Below are 20337 nucleotides of genomic sequence, written 5' to 3' on the forward strand. Positions count from 1 at the left end.
ACATCGGTCGCGACGCAACTCATGGGTGCCACGTCAGCGACGGCCAAGGACGTCTGCCAGAACGTGCTGGCCGACCTGGTGGCGTACTTCGGCGTCGACGTCAGCTTCCTGCGGCGCAACGATCACACGATCCGGGCGTCGGTGCTGGTGGCCGAGTGGCCGGTGCGCCCGGGAATCCCGGACCCGGATCCGCTTGCCGTCGTGTACTTCACAGATGCCGATCCCGTGTTCGCCATGGCCGAGCACCAGAAGGAGCCCGTGGTCTTCCGCCCGGAGCCGGCCACCGATGACTACCAGCGCACGATCAACGAGGGCCGGCAGGTGGCGGCGACGTCGATGGCATGCGTGCCACTGCTCTCCGGCGAGGTGACCTCCGGGGTCCTGGGTTTCGTCAAGTTCGGGGACCGCAACTGGACCGACGCCGAGCTCAACGCGCTCAAGGCCATCGCCTCCCTGCTGGCGCAGGTCCAGGCGCGGGTCGATGCCGAGGAACAGCTGCGCTACCTCGCCGACCACGACGATCTGACCGGGCTGTACAACCGGCGGGCTCTGCTCAACCATCTGGACGTGCGTCTCGCCGACGGCCAACCCGGGCCGGTGTCGGCGCTGTTCTTCGATCTCGACCGGCTCAAGGCGATCAACGACTATCTGGGCCACACCGCCGGTGACTGGTTCATCAGGGTGCTCGCCGAGCGGCTCCGCAGAAGCGCGGACGGGCCCACGGTGATCGCGCGGCTGGGCGGCGACGAATTCGTGGTGGTGCCTGCCACCCCCATGGACGCCGAGGCCGCGGAGGCGCTCGCGGTGCGGCTGCAGGCGGCGCTGCGTGAGCGCGTGGCCATCGACGGGGAGATGTTGACGCGGACGGTGAGCATCGGGGTGGCGCTCGGGATGCCAGGCCACGACAGCACCTCCGATCTGCTGCGCAGGGCCGACCAAGCAGTGCTGACCGCCAAGAATTCCGGCGGCAACCAGGTTGCGGTGTTCACCGACGACATGTCGCTGGAGAACGAGTTCCGCAACGACATCGAGCTCCATCTGCAGACGGTGGTCGAAAGCGGTGCCCTGCTGCTGCACTATCTGCCCGAGGTGGACATGCGCACCGGCGACATCGTCGCCATGGAAGCCTTGGTGCGCTGGCAGCATCCCACGCGAGGCCTGCTGACCCCCGATTCCTTCATCGGGGTGGCCGAGTCGATCAACATGGCGGGCGAGCTGGGCCGGTGGGTGCTCCGCACGGCGTGCGCCGAGTTCGCCGGCTGGCGGTCCCGCGGTCACGGCACAGAGTCGGTGGTGCGCATCAACGTCTCGCCCGTCCAGCTGGTCACCGAGGGCTTCGTGGAATCCGTCAAGGGCGCGATGGCCGACAACGGATTGCCGCCGGGGTCGGTGTGCCTCGAGATCACCGAGACAGTGGTGGTCCAGGACATCGAGACCACCCGCATCACGTTGGACGGCCTCAAGGAGGCCGGGGTACTGGTCGCCATCGACGACTTCGGCACCGGATACAGCGCGCTGTCGCAGCTGAAATCCCTGCCGGTGGACACGCTCAAGATCGACCGCAGCTTCGTGCGTGAATTAGGTTCTGACCCAGGCGATTTGGCGATCGTGCGGGCCATCATCGCGTTGGCAGAGGCGTTCGGCCTCGAGTTGGTGGCCGAGGGCGTGGAGACGCGGGCTGCGGCGCTGACGCTGCTGCGCCACGGGTGCCATCGCGCTCAGGGATTCCTGCTGTCGCGGCCCATCGCCGCGGGACCGATGGAGTCTCTGCTCGCCAAGGGACGCATCGACGTCGACTTCTGAGCCGGTTCAGTCGTCGGTGAGCAGTTCCACCCGGCCGAAACGACTGGCGGACCGTCCGACCAGTGCCACTCTCCCCACGGGGCCGCTGTGCCCTTCGACACCGGGCGGCCCACACACCAGCACGCCGTGCCGGACGCGGACGGCCAGCGGACCGTCGGCGGTGTCGAAGACCACCCCGATGACCGTCGAGTCCTCGAACACCAGCCGGTCGACCGCGTCGACAGGTTCCGTCTGGAGCTGATGCTCCGCCGCTTGCGCGGTCAACCACGCGTCCAGTCCCCCCGCCTCGGCGATCGCGCCCGCCGGTACATCGGCGGTGATCGCCTCGACAAGATCACCGTCGGCGGACCGCACATGCGACGACGGCCAGCCCGTGACGCGGGTGTAGAGGTAGCCGAACGGCGAGGCGATGCACTCCCCCGTCCAGCGCCGGAGCCGACCACCGTCGAACGGCGGTATGGTGCGGCGCTTCCGGCCACCAGGAGCGCTCTCGACAACTACGGGCCGGACGGCGCGCACGGGCAGCTCACGGGGCTGTTCCGGCAGCTTCCTGACGTCGATGTCGTCGACGAGTGCGGAGGTGTATGCCGCAGTGGCAGCGTCCCCGCGCAGCGTCTCGAACCAGGTCCGTGAATGCCGTCGCTGCGCGGCGATCATCACCTCACCGCCTGCGGCGGACGCAGCCAGGGCGCACAGCAGCCCGGCCGGGCCGACGTCGGTACACACCACGTCGACTTCGTCCTGCCACACCACGTCGGGATACACGGATATCTGCCTTCGATTTGCCGAGACCGTCGGCGAGTTCACACGGTCCTGCCAGTTGGGTCACCACACGCCAGTGAGGAGTTGCTGAAAAGAGCCGTCACGGCAAGCGGCACCACGCTCAACGTACCACCGGGCCGATGGTGGTCAGCCAGGCCGACGCCAGCTGGCCCAGACTTAACTAACTAGGTTTACTCTCTTGCCATGAACTTGACCTGGTCGCCCGCCGATCTCGCCTTCCGCGACGAAGTGCGTTCCTTCCTGGAGGAGCACCTCACGCCGGAGCTGCGCCGCGCCGGCCGGTTGATGACCAGCGTGTACGCCGACCATGACGCCAGCATGGAGTGGCAGCGGATCCTGAACGAGAAGGGCTGGGCAGCCCCCGCCTGGCCGGTGGCCCACGGCGGCTGCGACTGGACGCTGACCCAGCACTACATCTTCAGCAGGGAGTCGACACTGGCAGGCGCGCCCTCGCTGTCACCGATGGGGATCCGCATGGTCGCCCACGCGATCATCGAGTTCGGCACGCAGGCGCAGAAGGACTTCTTCCTGCCCGGGATCCTCACCGGCGACGTCTTCTTCTGTCAGGGCTACTCGGAACCGGAAGCCGGTTCGGATCTCGCCGCGCTGTCGATGGCCGCCAGGGACGACGGCGACCACCTGGTGTGTACGGGCAGCAAGATCTGGACCACCCATGCCCGCGAGGCCAACTGGATGTTCGCGTTGGTGCGGACCACCCGGTCGGACAAGAAACAGCGCGGCATCACGTTCGTGTTGATCGACATGACATCGCCGGGTATCGAGATCCGCCCGCTCGTCATGACGTCAGGCGAGGAGGTGCAGAACCAGGTGTTCTTCGACGAGGTGCGGGTGCCCAAGGCCAACGTCGTCGGCGAGATCGACGACGGCTGGACGGTGGCCAAGTACCTGCTGGAGTTCGAGCGCGGCGGAGGCGCCGCGGCACCCGGCCTGCAGGTGATGGCCGAGGACATCGCCGCGGTGGCCGCCGAGCAACCCGGGCCGGCCGGCGGGCGGCTCCTCGATCACCCCGCGTTCGCCCGCAAGCTCGCAGAGGTCCGGATTCGCACCGAGGTCCTCGAGATCCTGGAGCACCAGGTGCTCGCCGTGGTGGCCGCGGGCGGTAACCCCGGCGCCAAGTCCTCGATGCTCAAGGTGCTCGGCACCGAGTTGAGCCAGCACATCACCGAATTGGCCATGGAGGCCGCCGGCCCGCGCGGCCGTGCCTACCAACCGCACGCCACCTGCCCCGGTGGCCCGATCGCCCACTTCGAGCCGCCCGCGGACGGCCATGTCAGCGGCGAGCCGTGGCAGGCGGTGGCGCCCCTGAGGTACCTCAACGACCGCGCCGGCTCGATCTACGCGGGCAGCAACGAGATTCAACGCAACATCCTGGCCAAAGCGGCACTCGGACTGTAGGAGGGCGAGACGATGGACTTCACGTTCGACGACGAACAGGACCTGTTGCGGACCGGGCTGACGCGCTTTCTTGCGACCCGCTACGACCTCGAGAAGAGCAGGGCCGCAGCACAATCGGGCGCCGGTTGGCAACCGGAGATCTGGCGGGCGTTCGCCGAGGAGCTGGGCATCCTGGGTGCGGCACTGCCCGAGGAGTTCGGCGGGATCGGCGGCGGCCCCGTAGAGATGATGCTGATCTGCGAGGCCCTCGGCCACGCGCTGGTGATCGAACCCTATGTCGACAGCGCTGTGGTGGCCTCCGGCTTGCTGCGCCGGGCCGGCGGAGACGTCGCCACCGCATTGCTCGACGAGATCGTCTCGGGGACAACGGTGGTGACGGTGGCCGCCGCGGAGCCGACGTCGGGTGAGCACTGGCGGCATGTGTCGACGGTGGCCGAGCGCGAGGGTGACGGCTGGGTGCTGACGGGAACGAAGATCGTCTCGATGAGCACACCGCTGGCCGGCCACGTCCTCGTCACCGCCCGTACGTCAGGAGCGCAGGACGACAGCGAGGGCATCTCGCTGTTCGCCATCGACATTGCCTCGTCTCCCGCCGGACTGCAGATGCACCACTACCGCACCATCGATGACAGGCTCGCCTCCGACATCACGCTGGCCCGGGTGCCGGCCGCGGCGCTGCTGGGCGAGGAGGGCCGCGCGTGGCCGTCGCTCGCCCGGGCCCGCGACGAGGGAGCGGCCGCGGTCTGCGCCGAGGCAGTCGGTGCGATGCGGAAGGTCCTTGCCGACACGGTCGACTATGCCAAGCAGCGCAAGCAATTCGGCCAGCCGATCGGCACGTTCCAGGTGCTCCAGCACCGGATGGTGGACATGTACATGGAGGTCGAACAGGCCGCGGCCGCGGTCTACCTGGCGATCCTGCATCTCGACGACGACGACGTCACCCGCGCGAAGGCGGTGTCAGCGGCCAAGGCAACCGTGGGGCGAGCCGCTCGCTTCGTCGGCCAGCAGGCGGTCCAATTGCACGGCGGCATGGGCATGACCGAGGAATTGGCGATCGGCCACTACTTCAAGCGGCTGACCGCCCTGCAGTTCGAGTTCGGCTCCACCGACTTCCACATCGACCGGTATGCGGCCCTGACCACCTAGCGGCGGGCGACGATCACCCGTGTGCGGGCGGATTGCACGACCTGGGTGCTGACCGAACCGAGCAGCATGCCCGCGAACCCGCCGCGACCGTGGCTGCCGACGACCACCAGCTGCGCCGTTGCCGCCTCGTCGAGAAGCCGACGGGCCGGCTGGTCCCGGCAGACCACCCTGCGCACCGTCACGTCGGGGTAGCGCTCCTGCCAGCCGGCGAGCCGCTCGGCCAGGAGCATGTCCTCTTCGGGCTGCACCTCGGTCCACGGTTCGTCGGGCAGTTCGTATCCCGCGTCGCTCCACGTGTGCACCGCGACGAGGCCGACACCGCGCCGTGACGCCTCGTCGAAGGCGATCTCGGTGGCGTATTCGCTGGCCGGGGAGCCGTCGATGCCCACCACCACCGGCGCCTGATCCGGGTGGGCGATCAGCGGGTCTTCGTCGCGGATCACGGCCACCGGACATCTGGCGTGGTGCACCAGACCAGTGCTGACCGATCCCAGAAGTCGCCGCTCCCACGTGCCCAACCCCCGGCTGCCGATGACGATCATGTCGGCGTCGGCGCTGAGCTCGGCCAGCGCGGCCACGGGTTGGCCGGAGAGCACCTTCTCCCCGAGTCCGCCGAGCTTGTCTCCGGCGGCGGCTCGCGCGACGGCCGACGCCTCGTCCAGGATCGAGCGGGCCGCGTCCTGCTCGTCTTGCAGGAACGCGGGCGGGAGGGGAACCTGAACCCACGACTGCACGATCGCCGAGGGCAGTACGTGCGCCAACGTCACCGTGGCCCGGCGACGCGCCGCGTTCCGGGCAGCCCAGTCGACGGCCACCTTCGACGCCGCCGAACCGTCCACGCAGACGACGATGCCCAGCGACGCGGGTGGATGGGTCATGACAGGTGGCCTCCTCATCGGGCGGCTCGGTTTCAGGTGTGCCGCTCTCCCGACCGACGCTACCGGCCGCGATCCCGCAGGTCAGTGGTCTGCAGGCATCCCAGATCGGGACCAAAGTCCCTCGCGACTCACGCGCGGTGCAGATCGACGACGAGCGGGCGATGATCGGAGATCGCGACCGGTGGCGTCCGGCAGGCCCGCACCTGCAGACCCGGATCGTCGGTGAGCACATGGTCGAGTTGCTGGGTGGGCACATCGGAGGGGAACGTGGCCGCCGAGGCGAGCGCGCGCAGACCCGTGTGACGCCGCACCGCGGCAGGCGGCATGTTCAGATCGCCCGTCACGATGCGCGGGCGCGGCATCTCATCGACGTCGCGCAGCAGCCGGCGCAGCTGCAGCCGATTCCAGCCGGGGACGAAGGACAGATGTGTGTTGACCACGGTGATACCGCCGAGTGGCGTGTCGAAATGTCCGATCACCGCGGCTCGGGGCTCTTCGTGGATGACCTGCACGCGGCCCGGCGCACGTAGGTAGAGCGGGAAGCGCACAGGAATCCGGGGCAGTCGCACCACCTGCCATGTGGTCGCGGGATACCGCGAGAGCAGCGCGACGCCGTAGGCCGCGGTGCCGGGCTGCTCCTCCCCCGTCGCCGCCATCCACGTCGCACCGGGGGTCCCCGAGATGGCGGCGACGAACCGGTGGCTGCGGGCCCCCATGGCTTCGGCCGCCAGTGCTGTGAGGTCGGCCATGCCGGACCGCTCCTGGACGGAGTCCACTTCCTGCAGAGCGAGGATGTCGGCGTCCAGGCCCGCGATGCAATCGGCGAAGCGGTCCAGATCGACATCACCCCCCACGGTCCGTCCGTGGAGGATGTTGAAGGTCACCAACTTCATGGGTAGTCCACTACCCACCCTGCAGTCGAAACCCACGGCGGTGCGAATGTCCCCTGAAGATCTGCGCGAGGCGCTGCGCCGCGCGGCGTCGGCGCTCAAGGCCGACGGGCCGCCGTTCGCGCTGGCGGGAAGCTTTGCGCTGTGGGCCCACGGCGCACCCGAACCGTCCCACGACGTGGACTTCGTGGTGGCCGAGGCCGACGTGGAGGCCGCGGCGGCGACCCTCGCCAAGGCGGGCTTCGACATCCGGCGCCCACCGGAGGACTGGTTGTTCAAGGCGGCGCTGAGCGTGGACGGACCCGCAGTCGTCGACGTGCTGCACCAGATCAACCGGGTGCCCGTCGGTCCCGACATGATCGCCGACGCGCCGAGCCTCGACGTCCTCGCGCTGTCGATCCCGGTGCTGACGCCCGGACAGGTGATGCTGCAGAAGCTGCGCTCACTGCACGAACACCACTGCGATTACGCGAAACTGTTCCCCGTGGTGAGGGCGGTTCGCGAACAGCTCGATTGGACACAGTTGCGGGCAGAGACCGCCGACAACCCGTTCGCGACGACCTTCCTTGACCTGTGCGCCCGGCTGGGGATCGACGCGCATCACACGCCGGATTCACAGCTGACGCGCAGCTGAGAAGCCCTGTGCCAGAGCTACACTCGCGCAGGCCCGGAGGAGGTGGATCACCATGAGACTTCGCGTGCTGATCGTGATGATCCTCGCGCTGTCGTGCACCGGATGCCTTGGCCATCGCATCGCGGCGCGCCGGGACGCGACCGCTCCATCGACCGGTCTGACCGCAGCGACCGCCACCCGGCTGGGAATCCCGCCCAGCGGTAGCGTTCTCGCGCTGCCCGGAGCGGATCTGCACTTCCGCGACAACATGGCTGAAGAATTCCGTGGGGCGTTCAGCACCGGGCCGTACACGATGAAGGTCGTCGACTACCCCCGGAATCTGGCGTTGGATTCGATCCCCACCGGCGTGGCCAACATCGACGCGGCGATCCGCGCCACCCCGGGCTCCGTCATCGTGCTCGCCTACAGCCAAGGGGCCCAGGTGGCTTCGGAATGGATGCGTCAGCACGCACAGGATCCGACGGTGCCGGGGCCCGACCGCCTGACCTTCGTCCTGTTCGGCAACCCGCTGCGCGCCTCCGGCGGCTCGAAGGTGGGCGATCCGACCCTTCGCACCACCGGCCTGGCCACTCCGACCGACACCCCCTGGCACATCGTTGATGTGGCGCGTCGCTACGACGGCTACGCCGACTCGCCGACCGACAAGAACAATGCCGAAGCCGTGCGCAACGCCGACCTGGGAAAGCTGTTCATCCATCCGCATTACGAAGGCGTGGATCTGAACGACCCCTCGCTCACGGTCTGGCAGCGTGGGAACACCACCTTCGTGCTGACGAACGAGAAGTCGTTACTACCGAACGCGGCGGACGCGCAGATCGAGTCGGCCTACCGGCGCGACTGATTTAGACCGCGGGAAGACTTGTCCCCGTTGCTGATTCGGCATACTGCCGCATGAGACGCAGTGCCGTCGCACGATCCATCTCCGGATCGCGCGCCACGATGCGATAGCCGAGGTAGTCCTCCATCGCCATCAGCGTCATCGCGATGTCGACCGCCGGCACGGCGAGGGTGAACACTCCCACATCCGCCCCGGCGGCCAACAGATCTCGGTACAGACCGACCTGCCGGTGATAGATCCCCTGCACGTCGTGGCGCTGGTCGAGTTCGAATCCCGCCGCGAGCACCGCCCGCCAGATCGCCCGCCACTCGGCGTCCTCCGCCCCGGTCGGCAGGCCCGCCGCGATCGTCATCGCCAGCTGCTGTGTCAGATCGTCGGTCTGCTCCCCGAGCCGACGACGCTGCTCATAGAAGCGCACGTCCGAGCGCAGGGCCAGCTGGGAGAGCAGTTCGGTCATGTCCTTGAAGTAGTACCGCACGGCGTTCGTGGTCAGACCGAGTTCGGCGGCCACATCGGCGAGTTTGAGGGTGGCCAGATCGTGGCGTTCGATCAGCGTGATCGCCGCGTCCATGATGTCGGCGCGCCGCTGCGCCTGGGTGTTCGGCCGTCCCATTTGCCCACCCTCTCTCCGGTGTCGTGAGATTGATTCTGCCTTTCCTGTTGCGTGATGCCCGACACGGGCGCATAGTTCTTTTCCAATTCGGAAAACAACGGAGCGTGTCATGAGGGCAAGAGACCTCGGCGTCGTCATCGGCGACCACCCCACCGGCGCCCACAACGCCATCACCGACGTGCCGGGAGTGCGGGTCGGGCACGTCACCCTGAATGACGAGGGTCCTCCCGCGGTACACACCGGCGTCACCGTCGTCGTCCCGCACGACGACATCTGGACCGAGCCGGTCTTCGCCGGGGCCCACCGCCTCAACGGCAGCGGCGAGATGACGGGCCTCGAATGGATCCGCGAATCCGGCGAGCTGACCACCGCCATCGGGCTGACCAACACCCACAGCGTCGGCGTCGTGCGTGACGAGCTGGTCGCCGCGCAGGTGCGTGCCCGCGGGGACGGCGTCTACTGGTCACTGCCCGTGGTCGGCGAAACCTACGACGGGCTGCTCAACGACATCAACGGCTTCCACGTCCGGCCCGAACACGCCCGCGCCGCGCTCGAGAGCGCGTCGGCGCTGCCTCCCGCTGAGGGCAACGTGGGCGGCGGCACCGGAATGATCTGCCACGGCTTCAAGGGCGGCATCGGCACGTCGTCGCGCGTCACCGACACCGCGACCGGGCGCTACACCGTCGGCGTACTCGTGCAGGCCAACCACGGCCGGCGAGAACGCCTGCGCATCAACGGCGTCCACGTCGGCGAGATGATCGGCCCGACAACGGTGCCGCTGCCGGATCTGCCGCCGGGCTATGAACCAGGATCGGGATCGATCATCGTGATCGTCGCAACCGACGCGCCCCTGCTCCCCCACCAGTGCACCCGCCTGGCGCAGCGTGCAGCTCTGGCCGTGGGCCGGCTCGGCGGGACCGGCGAGCAGTACAGCGGAGACCTGATGCTGGCCTTCTCGACGGGTAACCGGGGCATCCCTGCGTATGCCTGGGACGAGGACGCCGGCACCGCCCGCCCGGAGATCGGTGTTCGCATGCTCGCGCCCCAGCTGATGACGCGGCTGTTCGATCTGACGATCGAGGCCACCGAGGAAGCCATCGTCAACGCGATGGTCGCCGCCACCACGATGACCGGCCGCCACGGCTTCACCGCTCACGCGATCGATCACGACCTGCTCCGTACCGCACTGTCCCCCGAGGAGACCCCGTGACCACCTCCACCACAGCCGAAACCCGGCGCCTCACAGGACAACTGGGCCCGGTCGGCATCGTCTTCATGGTCGTCGCCGCCGCGGCTCCGCTGACGGTGATCGGTGGCAACATGCCGCTGGCGATGGGCCTGGGTAACGGCGCCGGAGCGCCGGTCGGATTCGTGATCGCCGCGGCAGTGTTGCTGGTGTTCAGCATCGGGTTCGTGACGATGACACCCCACGTTCCCGAAGCGGGCGCGTTCTTCTCCTACGTCACAGTCGGCCTCGGCGAACGGATGGGCAAGGGCATCGCGGTGGTCGCTCTGATCGCCTACACCGCGATCCAGATCGGCATCTACGGCTACATCGGCTGGGCCATCGCCGATACCGTCGCACACTATGACGGGCCCGAGATCCCCTGGCCGGTCTATTCGTTCGCGGTCCTGGCCGTCGTCGCCGTGCTCGGCTACCGGCACATCGAGCTCAGCGCGAAGGTCCTCGGCGTCGCACTCGCCCTCGAGATCGGCATCGTGGTGATCCTCGACGTCGTGATGGTCGCCAAGCCCGGGCCGGCCGGTATCACGTTCACCTCCTTCGCCCCGGCGACGTTCACCCAGGGCACCATCGGCATCGCGATCCTGTTCGCGCTCACCGGGTTCATCGGCTTCGAGGCCACCGCGGTGTTCCGGGACGAGGCGCGCGATCCCGAGCGGACGATCCCGCGCGCCACGTACGCCGCGGTCGTCATCATCGGCGCGTTCTACGCGATCACCGTGTGGGCGTTCGTGGTGGCGCTCGGGCCCGATCAGGTGACCGGCGTGGCTCAGAAGACCCTCGACGGCGAAGGCAACATGCTGCTGGACACCACCGGCGACATGCTGGGCACCGTGGGCCGCGACATCGTCAACGTGCTGCTGCTGAGCAGCCTCTTCGCGTGTGTGCTGTCCTTCCACAACGTGATCGCCCGGTACCAGTTCGTGCTGGCCGGAAAGGGGCTGCTCCCGGCGCGACTGGCCACCGTGCACGGCGACCATGCGTCCCCGTCGTTCTCGTCGCTCGTCCAGACCGCGACGGCGGCGATCATCGTCGGTGTTCTCGCGCTGCTCGGTATCGACCCACTGGTCGGCGTCTTCGGTTCGATGGCCGGCGTCGCGACCGTCGGGATGGTGCTGCTGATGCTGACCACGTCGATCGCGGTGCTGGTGTTCTTCCTGCGCAACCGCGACCGCGGCGGGCTCTGGGCCACCCGGATCGCGCCCGTGCTCGCCGTGCTCGGTCTGCTGGCGAGCCTGTGGCTGGTGCTGTCGAACTTCACGCTGGTGACCGGGGGCAGCGTCACCCTCAGCACGGTGCTGGCCGCGATCCCGTTCGTCGGCCTGGCGGTCGGCTTCCTGGTATGGCGGCCATCGCGATCACTGGTGTGATGCGGCGGCCCCGTCGACGATCATCAGCGCGACATGCAGTGACGTCATCGATTCCCCGTCGTCGAGGTCGACCCCCAGCGCATCACGGATGACGGACAGCCGCTTGTAGAGGGCGGGTCTGCTCATGTGCAGTCGCCCCGCGAGCGCCGCCTTGTTACCCGCCAATCGTAGGTACTCGCGCAGCACGGTCAGGTCGGGCGGCGAACCTGCAGGCTCGCCGGAGAGCAGCGTCCTCAGTTCGGTCTCGGCGAACTGCTGCACACGACGATCGTCCCGCAGCAGCGACAGCAGGCCCCGCAGCCGGACGTCGGCGGCCCGGAAGTACGGACGGTCCCGATCTCCCTGCGCCAGCGCCACTTCGGCGATGTGCGCCGCCTCGGCCAGACCGGACACGGCGTCGGCGATCTGTTCGACCGGCGGCCCCAGCGCGAGCACCGAGACCGGCGCACCGTCGACTCGTCGCACCTGCACCCGGAGGCGGGCTCCCAGAGTCGCCAGTGCCGTGTCGACGTTCCGAGAGTCTTTGAGCGCCACTATCATCGCGACTTCGGAGTCGCCACGTAGGGAGAACAATCCGGTGTGGCCGGCAGCGTTGACGGTGTGGGCGACGGCGTCGAGGAACGCGATGCCGCGCCGGTGGCCGGCAACGGGATCCGATGACGGCGACGGCCGTTCGGCGCGCACCGTCGCCGGGAGGTACTGAGCGGCACGCCGCAGACCCAACGCCTGGGCCCGCGCGGACAGTTCGCGCTCATCGGTGAGACGACCACGCAGGACGTCGTCGATCAGGCCGCTCTGCGCCTGGTGCTGCAGCCCCGTCCGGTCCTGCTCGATCATCCGGTGCATGGCCAGCGCGGCCGCGGCCCGCTCGAGCACCATCTTGGCGCGGTGCTCGTCTGCCGGTGCGCGGGGCACCACCAGCCGGCCCCACTGCTGGGCGCGTGGCCCCACCCCGGTGACCGCCCACGGCTCGGCGTGTTCTGTGCGTCCGGGGCTGCGGCGCGAGCGGCGCTCCCAGTTGTCGAGCAGATCGGCAGGAATCCCCGCCGACATCGCAATGGCCTGGTGGGAAAGGTCTTCCAGCACAACGGGCTCGCCGAGAATGTGAGCAGCCGCGTCGACGATCCCACTCAGCGAGGCACGTTTCATCGAGAGTTCGGTGAAGGTTTCGTGCACGCGGCGATCAAAGGCCACCTCGTCGTACTGTTCGGCCACGATGCGGCGGTGCACCGCTTCGGTGATCTCGACGAATCGGACCGTGCGGTGCAGGACGACCAGGGCCAGCGTGAGTTCCTCGGCGATGGCGCCGACACCGGCCGGCAGAGCGGGCACCTGAGTGCCCACCTCCACGATGACGCCGAGCGCACCGGCGTCAGCGAGGCCGCGCAGGTACTTTCGCGGATGGCGGGCGAGCGCCTTGCCGGTGGTCAGCACCAGCTCACCGCCCTGGAGCAGACTGGACAGATCGGCGAGGTCACTGCCGTGCACCCACCGGATGGTTTCCGTCCACCGCCGATCGCTGAGCACCTCGGGGGCGCCCTGCTGCACCGCGGGCAGAGCGATCACCTCACCCACTGTCAACGGCATTGACAGAGTGTATTCCTGCGGGGCGATTCGTTGACAGTGTGTATCGACACCGGCGGGTTCGCGCGCGAGAGACTTCTAGGTATGGCTGCTCAGATTTCGCATTGGGTCAACGGTGAGGTGTTCGAGGGTTCGTCCGGTGCGTCCGCGCCGGTGACGAATCCGGCGACGGGTGAGGTGACGGGTCAGGTCGCGTTGGCCTCGGTCGAGGACGCCCGCGCGGTCATCGACGCCGCGGCTGCGGCGTTCCCCGCCTGGCGCGACACCTCGCTCGCCAAGCGCACGCAGGTACTGTTCCGGTTCCGCGAACTGCTCAACGAGCGCAAAGGTGAACTCGCCGAGATCATCACCAGCGAACACGGCAAAGTCGTCTCCGACGCGCTGGGTGAAGTCGCCCGCGGCCAGGAAGTCGTCGAGTTCGCCTGCGGCATCCCCCACCTGCTCAAAGGCGGGTTCACCGAAAATGCCTCCACCAACATCGACGTGCACTCCATCCGCCAACCCCTGGGCCCGGTCGGCATCATCTCCCCCTTCAACTTCCCCGCCATGGTCCCGATGTGGTTCTTCCCCCTGGCCATCGCCTGCGGCAACACCGTCGTACTCAAACCCTCAGAAAAAGATCCGTCAGCCGCGCTGTGGCTAGCCGCGCTGTGGGCCGAAGCCGGCCTACCCGCCGGGGTGTTCAACGTCCTCCACGGCGACAAGACCGCCGTCGACGAACTACTCACCAACCCCAAGATCAAGAGCGTCTCGTTCGTCGGCTCCACCCCGATCGCCCAGTACGTCTACGCCACCGGCACCGCCGCGGGCAAGCGCGTCCAAGCCCTCGGCGGCGCGAAGAACCACGCCGTGATCCTCCCCGACGCCGATCTCGACCTGGCCGCCGACGCCATGGTCAACGCCGGCTTCGGCTCCGCCGGCGAACGCTGCATGGCCATCTCCGCATGCGTCGCGGTCGGCCCGATCGCCGACGACCTGGTCGCCAAAATCGCCGAGCGCGCCGCCACCATCAGAACCGGTGACGGCACCAAAGACTCCGACATGGGCCCCCTGGTCACCCAAGCCCACCGCGACAAAGTCGCCTCCTACATCGACGCCGGCGAAAGCGCCGGAGCCAAAGTCGTTCTCGACGGCCGCACCGTGGACGCCGACGGCGGACAAGACGGGTTCTGGCTCGGCCCGACCCTGCTCGACAACGTCACCCCCGACATGAGCGTCTACACCGACGAGATCTTCGGCCCCGTGCTGTCGGTCGTGCGCGTCGACACCTACGACCAGGCCCTCGAGCTGATCAACACCAACCCCTACGGCAACGGCACCGCGATCTTCACCAACGACGGCGGCGCCGCCCGCCGCTTCCAAAACGAAGTCGAAGTCGGCATGGTCGGCATCAACGTGCCGATCCCGGTCCCCATGGCCTACTACAGCTTCGGCGGCTGGAAAGCCTCCCTGTTCGGCGACAGCCACGCCCACGGCCTCGACGGCGTCCACTTCTTCACCCGCCAAAAAGCCATCACCACCCGCTGGCTCGACCCCTCCCACGGCGGCATCAACCTCGGCTTCCCCACCAACTGAGCGAGAGAACAGCATGACGTCAACAATGAGCGCCCTGCCCACCGGCGAAGACCTCGACACCGCGATCGCGCGCGGGCAGCGTGCCTATGACCTGGACCGCCAGCACGTCTTCCACTCGTGGTCGGCGCAGGCGCAGATCACGCCGATGACCGTGCTCGCGGCGCAGGGTTCCTACGTGTGGGACGGCGAGGGCAACCGGCTGCTCGACTTCTCCTCACAGTTGGTGAACACCAACATCGGCCATCAGCACCCGAAAGTCGTTGCGGCCATTGCCGAGCAGGCGGCCAAGCTGTGCACGATCGCACCTCAGCACGTCAACGATGCGCGTTCCGAAGCTGCCCGGCTGGTCGCCGAGCGCACTCCGGGCGACTTGAACCGGATCTTCTTCACCAACGGCGGCGCCGACGCCGTCGAGCACGCGGTCCGCATGGCCCGCCTGCACACCGGTCGCTACAAGGTGCTCTCGCGCTACCGCTCGTACCACGGCGGCACCGAGACCGCGATCAACCTGACCGGCGACCCGCGCCGCTGGCCCAACGACCACGGCAACGCCGGAATCGTCCACCTCAATGGGCCGTTCCTGTACCGCTCGGCGTTCCACGCAGAGACCGAGGAGCAGGAGACGCAGCGTGCGCTCGAGCACCTCGATCGTCTGGTGCAGATGGAGGGCCCGTCCACGATCGCCGCGATCATCCTGGAGTCGGTGCCGGGCACCGCGGGCATCATGGTGCCCCCGCCGGGATACCTGGCCGGTGTCCGTGAGATCTGCGACCGCCACGGCATCGTGTTCATCGCCGACGAGGTGATGGCCGGCTTCGGCCGGACCGGACGCTGGTTCGCGATCGACAACTTCGACGTCGTCCCCGATCTGATCACCTTCGCCAAAGGCGTGACGTCGGGCTATGTTCCGCTCGGCGGCGTGGCGATCAACGATGCGATCTACACGACGTTCGCCGACCGCGCATACCCCGGCGGACTGACCTACTCGGGGCATCCGCTCGCGACTGCCTGCGCTGTCGCGACCATCACCGCGATGGAGGACGAGGGCATGGTCGGCAACGCGGCCCGCATCGGCGCCGACGTGCTGGGGCCGGGCCTGCGGGAGCTGGCCGCTCGGCACCGCAGTGTCGGCGAGGTCCGCGGCCTCGGGGTGTTCTGGGCGATCGAGTTGGTGGCCGACCAGCAGACGCGCGAACCGCTGGCCCCCTACGGCGGTTCCAGCCCGGCGATGAACGCCGTGATCGCGGCGTGCAAGTCCGGCGGGTTGCTGCCGTTCGCGAATTTCAACCGCATCCATGCGGTGCCGCCGTGCAACGTGACCGACGACGAGGTCACCGAGGGGCTGCGCATCCTCGACGCCGCGCTGGACGTCGCCGACGAACACGCGCGCTGAGCTGGCGCCTCACACCGACGGGGCGAGCACGCCGAGCAGTTGCAGCTTTTCGTGACTCTCGGTGCCGGGCTCGGCGGTGTAGACCAGAAGCGCGTGTGACTGAACCGGATCGAGCAGCACCTGACAGTTCAGCTCGAGCCGACCGAGCTCGGCGTGCTGGTACCGCTTGACCTCGCGCGGTCGGATGCCGACCACGTGTTCGCGCCAGAGCGCGCGGAATTCGTCGCTGCGCACCGAGAGCAGGTCGGCGAGCTGCGCGGCCCGGGAACCGGGCCCGCGCAGGCCCAGCACTTCTCGCAGGCCGGAAACGTACATGCGCGAATAGAATTCGTGATCCTCGGGCGGGTGGAGGGCCCGTGCGGCCGGATCGGTGAACCAGCGGTAGCCGATGCTGCGCGCGGGACCGGTGTGACGGGTCAGGTCGCCGACCAGAGCGACGCCGAGCCTGGTCTGGCGCAGGGTCTCCCCCAATTCGGTGACGATCTCGGCGGGCGTATCGGTCAGCCGATCGAGGATGCGCAACATGCCCGGGCTGATGTGCTCGCCGCCGGCCTCACGCGCCGGCGGCTCATGGCCGGCCAACCGGAACAGGTGGTCGCGCTCGTCCCGGGACAGATGAAGCCCCTGAGCTATCGACGCGATCATCTGTTCTGACGGCTGCGGCCCTCGCCCCTGCTCCAATCGGGAGTAGTAGTCGGTCGACATGTGGCACAGGGCAGCGACTTCTTCCCGGCGCAGACCTGTGGTTCGACGACGTTGCCCGCGCGGCATTCCCACGTCCTCGGGTTGCAGCACGCCCCGGCGGCGGACCAGGAAGTCGGCCAGCGCCGAGCGATCGATCATGGAAGACATTCTCCCCGCCGTGGTGGTGCCGTAGCCACGGATCGTTGATCCGTGGCTACGCCCGTCGCGCTCGGGCAGCCTCGTCACATGACATTCGACGTGACGGTCCCCGACCTTTCCGGCAAGCGTGCGGTGATCACGGGCGGGAGCGACGGTATCGGGCTTCGCATCGCGAGCCGGCTGGCCGCGGCGGGCGCCGACGTGGTTCTGCCGGTGCGTAACCCGGACAAAGGTGAGGCCGCGGTGGCGTGGATACGGCAGAGGTGTCCGCGAGCGACGCTGACGCTGGCGGCGCTCGAGTTGTCCTCTCTGGCATCGGTGGCGGAGCTCGGTGACGCACTGCGCGCGGATGGCCGTCCGATCCACCTGCTGGTCAACAATGCCGGCGTGATGACACCGCCGAATCGGCAGGCCACCGCAGACGGGTTCGAATTACAGTTCGGCACCAACCATCTCGGGCACTACGCACTCACGGCCCACCTGATGCCGCTGTTGCGTGCCGGGCGTGCCCGAGTGACGTCGCAGACGAGCATCGCCGCGCGCGGCGGCACGATCAACTGGGACGACCTCAACTGGGAGCGGTCCTACGACGGCATGGCCGCCTACCGGCAGTCCAAGATCGCCGTCGGGCTGTTCGGACTCGAGCTGGCCCGTCGTAGCGCTGCCGCCGGTTGGGGCATCACCAGCACCATCTCTCATCCCGGGGTCGCTCCGACCAGCTTGCTCGCCTCCCGTCCGGAGCTCGGCCGGACGCGGGACACGACGCAAGTGCGCGTGATCCGCTGGCTTTCCGCGCACGGGCTACTCGTCGGGACGGTGGATTCGGCAGCACTGCCGGCGTTGACGGCCGCCACGGTCGCAGCCGACGGCGCGTTCTACGGACCACGCTGGCCAGGCAGCGCCGGCGGGCCGCCCGGTGAGCAGTCCCTGTGGAAACCGTTGCGCGACAACGCTGCCGCGGCGCGTCTGTGGTCGATCTCCCAGGAGCTCACCGGAGTGAGTCTCGCCTGACGGCGTCAGACGGTCGTGTGCGCGAACGACACGTCGACGCGATCAGGTACCCACGTTCGGGCACGGAACACCGGGATATTGCCCAGTGGTGTGGTGATCCAGGACCGTTTGATGTCCACCTTGCCGTCGGGCATCACGAATTGGACGCTACCGAAGCCGCTGTCGCCGAGGGACACGATGTTGAAGACAGATCCCACCGGAGGGGTCTCGCCCCTGCCGGTCCCGGCGTCACCGTCGACCACGTTGGTGACGAGCACTGCCTCGCTGTGGATGCCGTACAGATCGCTCTGGGTTGCGACGTCGGCGTCGACGCTGCCGACGCGGTTGCCTTCGGCGTCGTACACGTCGAATCGCTGGTAACCCTGGTACTGCACTTCCCGCGGCGGAAGCCCGTTCACGCCCACCGGCTCCAGCGCAGAGACCGGGACCAGCGTCAGGCTGCGGGTCACCCGCAGTGGTTGCGTCGACTGCGGCAGCGAGGCGTCGATGAAGGTCTTGGTGCTGGTCTGCACCGTGCCCGGTCCGACCTGTTCGACGACGACCACATCCCCTGTCGGCGACGGAAGAGATTGGTAGAGAACGTAGTTGTCGTCGCCACCGGCGTAGACGACGTTGTAGACCGAACCGACCGGCGGACTCTGTCCGGCGCCCGTGCCCACGTTGACGCCGTCGTTGGCGGTGACCAGGATCGCCTGTGTGTACGTGCCCAGGATGTCGGAGGTCGTGGTGAAGACACCCTCGAAGCTCCCCACCTGGGTGCCCGCCGAGTCGTAGATCCCGAACACCTGCCGGCCCTGGATGCTGGTGAACAGCGGCTGTATTCCGCTTGTCGCAGTGATGGTTTCGCCGTCGGGATCGGCGGGCGCGATGCTGTAGCCGTTGGTCAGCTTCACCGGCCTGTTGTCGAAGGTGTGGTCGGCGATGCCGGCGGCGCCGTCGAAGGTCAGTGGCAGCGGGATGCTGCCGAACGGGGTCACGATCTTGAAGGAGATGACATCGCCGGACGACGTCGGCATCGACGAGTACGCCCAGCCCACGGGCCCGACCTTGAAGGTGGCGATCAGTGAACCGACCGGAGGAACCTGGCCGGGTCCGGTTCCGACGTTGCCTCCCCCGTTGTCGGTGACGAGCAGCGAGGTGTAGTTGTAGCCGAGCCCCCGGCCGATCAGGGCGTCGAATTCGCCGACTGACGCTTTAGTGCGCGGGTCGATGATGTCGAACTTCTGTTGGCCTTGAACGAGACTCGGCGCTCCGGGGAGGTACGTCCACCGGCCATAGAACGAGCCGATTTCCTCTGGCGAGTCGGGAACCAGACTGTAGCCGTTCAGCTTCAATCGCGGCGGCGCGGCCGTGGGACTCGGCATGCCGATGTTGAGCACCGACACCACTGCGGCGAAGCCGACTTCCAGCACGGACGTGAGCGCCAGGCTGACCACCCCGGGTGGCACACCCTGGGCACCACGCATTTCCGCGCGTTTCAGAAGAGGACTCGGCGCGACCGTGACGGTCGAACGCTCGGGTTTGGGATCGGCAGACGCTGCATCGCTGAGGTTTTCGCGCACAGCGTGGCGTGACTCGCGAACCGCAGCGAGTGTCCGCGTGCGCGGCGCAGCCTCAGTCGGGTCCGCGATGGCGGAACCGTCGTCGGGGGCCTGGCGCGCCGCTCGGCGCGTCGCCATCAGGTCGCGGTGCCGCGGCTTGGGTGTCTCGGCGCCGTCTTTGACGCGATCCCGCAGCGGTCGCGCGTCGACCTTTCGGGGCGTCTCCTTGGGCGCTGCGTGCACCGAGTCCGACGCTGACGAGTCCGGCGCCGCGGACGCCAGTGGACACACGGTTACCGCCGCAGCGCCCACCCCTAAGAAGACCGCTAGCGCGCCGACCCGCCCGATAACCCGCGAAGCATTCATCGCGTCGAAAGTAGCCGGTCAGCGGCTCGTGCGCGCAGTTTCCGGGACCATGTTCCGCCATCGAAAAGTTGTGTCTTGAGTCAAGAAGGTGGCATGTTTTTGTTGGCGAGGTAGGCCTGTTTGGGGGTGTGGTCTGCTAGTGCTTGGTGGGGTCGGATGGTGTTGTAGATGATGCGGAATCGGTGAACTTCCATGTCGAGGGCGTCGCCATCGCCGATGTAGCCGCGGAATAGGTGCTCGTATTTCAGCGTGCCGAAGAACCGTTCGATGACGCCGTTGGTCTGTGGTGACTTGATTCGGGTGCGGATGTGGCGCAGGACGGGGTCGTGGCCGGCGAAGAGGGTTTGGAAGTCTTTCCCGCGGTAGCAGGGCCCGTTGTCAGAGACCAGTGCGATGGGGGCCGGGGCTCG

Annotated in this window: 18 protein-coding genes; 10 read left to right on the forward strand and 8 right to left on the reverse strand. The window is 68.1% G+C overall.

Going from position 1 to position 20337, the window contains the following annotated elements; translation table 11 throughout:
- The first annotated feature begins 21 nt into the window (after positions 1-21).
- Complete coding sequence (locus DMB80_RS04285; protein WP_420812121.1) at positions 22-1803, forward strand: putative bifunctional diguanylate cyclase/phosphodiesterase; 1782 nt, start codon at positions 22-24, stop codon at positions 1801-1803.
- Positions 1804-1809: 6 nt separating this feature from the next.
- Here DMB80_RS04285 and DMB80_RS04290 read toward each other — a convergent pair whose 3' ends face one another.
- A complete protein-coding gene (locus DMB80_RS04290; RefSeq protein ID WP_111508688.1) occupies positions 1810-2568 on the reverse strand; it encodes a hypothetical protein in 759 nt (252 codons plus the stop codon).
- A gap of 201 nt (positions 2569-2769) precedes the next feature.
- Here DMB80_RS04290 and DMB80_RS04295 point away from each other — a divergent pair, with 201 nt between their 5' ends.
- Together DMB80_RS04295 and DMB80_RS04300 are read left to right on the forward strand one after the other, a co-directional pair.
- Positions 2770-4002 carry an acyl-CoA dehydrogenase family protein gene (locus tag DMB80_RS04295; RefSeq protein ID WP_111508689.1) on the forward strand — a complete coding sequence of 411 codons (1233 nt, stop codon included), beginning with the start codon at positions 2770-2772 and terminating at the stop codon, positions 4000-4002.
- Positions 4003-4014: 12 nt separating this feature from the next.
- The gene (locus tag DMB80_RS04300; RefSeq protein ID WP_111508690.1) at positions 4015-5148 is read left to right on the forward strand and encodes an acyl-CoA dehydrogenase family protein; all 1134 of its coding nucleotides are present in this window, start codon (positions 4015-4017) and stop codon (positions 5146-5148) included.
- Here DMB80_RS04300 and DMB80_RS04305 read toward each other — a convergent pair.
- Both DMB80_RS04305 and DMB80_RS04310 read right to left on the reverse strand, forming a co-directional pair.
- Positions 5145-6026, reverse strand: coding sequence for a universal stress protein (locus tag DMB80_RS04305; protein WP_111508691.1), 882 nt, complete (start codon positions 6024-6026; stop codon positions 5145-5147). The two genes, DMB80_RS04300 and DMB80_RS04305, sit on opposite strands and share 4 nt — an antisense overlap.
- Positions 6027-6154: 128 nt before the next feature.
- Positions 6155-6919, reverse strand: coding sequence for an endonuclease/exonuclease/phosphatase family protein (locus tag DMB80_RS04310; protein WP_111508692.1), 765 nt, complete (start codon positions 6917-6919; stop codon positions 6155-6157).
- Positions 6920-6965: 46 nt separating this feature from the next.
- Between DMB80_RS04310 and DMB80_RS04315 the strand changes: the two genes are divergently transcribed.
- Together DMB80_RS04315 and DMB80_RS04320 are read left to right on the forward strand one after the other, a co-directional pair.
- A complete protein-coding gene (locus tag DMB80_RS04315) occupies positions 6966-7550 on the forward strand; it encodes a hypothetical protein (RefSeq protein ID WP_111508693.1) in 585 nt (194 codons plus the stop codon).
- A gap of 52 nt (positions 7551-7602) precedes the next feature.
- Positions 7603-8391, forward strand: a complete 789-nt coding sequence (locus DMB80_RS04320) for a PE-PPE domain-containing protein (RefSeq protein WP_111508694.1) — start codon at positions 7603-7605, stop codon at positions 8389-8391.
- 1 nt (position 8392) lies between these two features.
- On the opposite strand, the gene DMB80_RS04325 is transcribed toward DMB80_RS04320, so the two are convergent.
- Entirely contained in the window at positions 8393-9001 is a 609-nt protein-coding gene (locus DMB80_RS04325) for a TetR/AcrR family transcriptional regulator (RefSeq protein WP_111508695.1), read from the reverse strand.
- 109 nt (positions 9002-9110) lie between these two features.
- Between DMB80_RS04325 and DMB80_RS04330 the strand changes: the two genes are divergently transcribed.
- On the forward strand, positions 9111-10211 hold the full coding sequence (locus DMB80_RS04330) for a DmpA family aminopeptidase (RefSeq protein WP_111508696.1): 1101 nt from the start codon (positions 9111-9113) through the stop codon (positions 10209-10211).
- A 65-nt stretch (positions 10212-10276) separates the two neighbouring features.
- Positions 10277-11614 carry an APC family permease gene (locus DMB80_RS04335; protein ID WP_240431005.1) on the forward strand — a complete coding sequence of 446 codons (1338 nt, stop codon included), beginning with the start codon at positions 10277-10279 and terminating at the stop codon, positions 11612-11614.
- Here DMB80_RS04335 and DMB80_RS04340 read toward each other — a convergent pair.
- Positions 11603-13201 (reverse strand): PucR family transcriptional regulator, encoded by a 1599-nt coding sequence (locus DMB80_RS04340; RefSeq protein WP_111508698.1) that lies wholly within the window; start codon positions 13199-13201, stop codon positions 11603-11605. The genes DMB80_RS04335 and DMB80_RS04340 overlap by 12 nt on opposite strands.
- Positions 13202-13282: 81 nt before the next feature.
- Between DMB80_RS04340 and DMB80_RS04345 the strand changes: the two genes are divergently transcribed.
- Entirely contained in the window at positions 13283-14773 is a 1491-nt protein-coding gene (locus DMB80_RS04345; protein ID WP_111508699.1) for a CoA-acylating methylmalonate-semialdehyde dehydrogenase, read from the forward strand.
- Positions 14774-14786: 13 nt separating this feature from the next.
- A complete protein-coding gene (locus DMB80_RS04350) occupies positions 14787-16166 on the forward strand; it encodes an aspartate aminotransferase family protein (protein ID WP_111508700.1) in 1380 nt (459 codons plus the stop codon).
- Positions 16167-16175: 9 nt separating this feature from the next.
- Here DMB80_RS04350 and DMB80_RS04355 read toward each other — a convergent pair whose 3' ends face one another.
- Positions 16176-17009, reverse strand: a complete 834-nt coding sequence (locus tag DMB80_RS04355) for a helix-turn-helix transcriptional regulator (protein WP_046366693.1) — start codon at positions 17007-17009, stop codon at positions 16176-16178.
- Positions 17010-17096: 87 nt separating this feature from the next.
- On the opposite strand from DMB80_RS04355, the gene DMB80_RS04360 reads away from it, so the two are divergent.
- Positions 17097-18020 carry an SDR family oxidoreductase gene (locus DMB80_RS04360; protein WP_111508701.1) on the forward strand — a complete coding sequence of 308 codons (924 nt, stop codon included), beginning with the start codon at positions 17097-17099 and terminating at the stop codon, positions 18018-18020.
- A 5-nt stretch (positions 18021-18025) separates the two neighbouring features.
- Here the strand turns inward: DMB80_RS04360 and DMB80_RS04365 are convergent, their stop codons facing one another.
- Together DMB80_RS04365 and DMB80_RS04370 are read right to left on the reverse strand one after the other, a co-directional pair.
- Positions 18026-19804 (reverse strand): hypothetical protein, encoded by a 1779-nt coding sequence (locus tag DMB80_RS04365; RefSeq protein WP_111508702.1) that lies wholly within the window; start codon positions 19802-19804, stop codon positions 18026-18028.
- A 203-nt stretch (positions 19805-20007) separates the two neighbouring features.
- A partial coding sequence (locus tag DMB80_RS04370) for an integrase core domain-containing protein (RefSeq protein ID WP_162938401.1) occupies positions 20008-20337 on the reverse strand: 330 nt, incomplete at its 5' end.

Source organism: Mycobacterium kyogaense, from assembly GCF_003254575.1.
GTDB classification, from domain to species: domain Bacteria; phylum Actinomycetota; class Actinomycetes; order Mycobacteriales; family Mycobacteriaceae; genus Mycobacterium; species Mycobacterium kyogaense.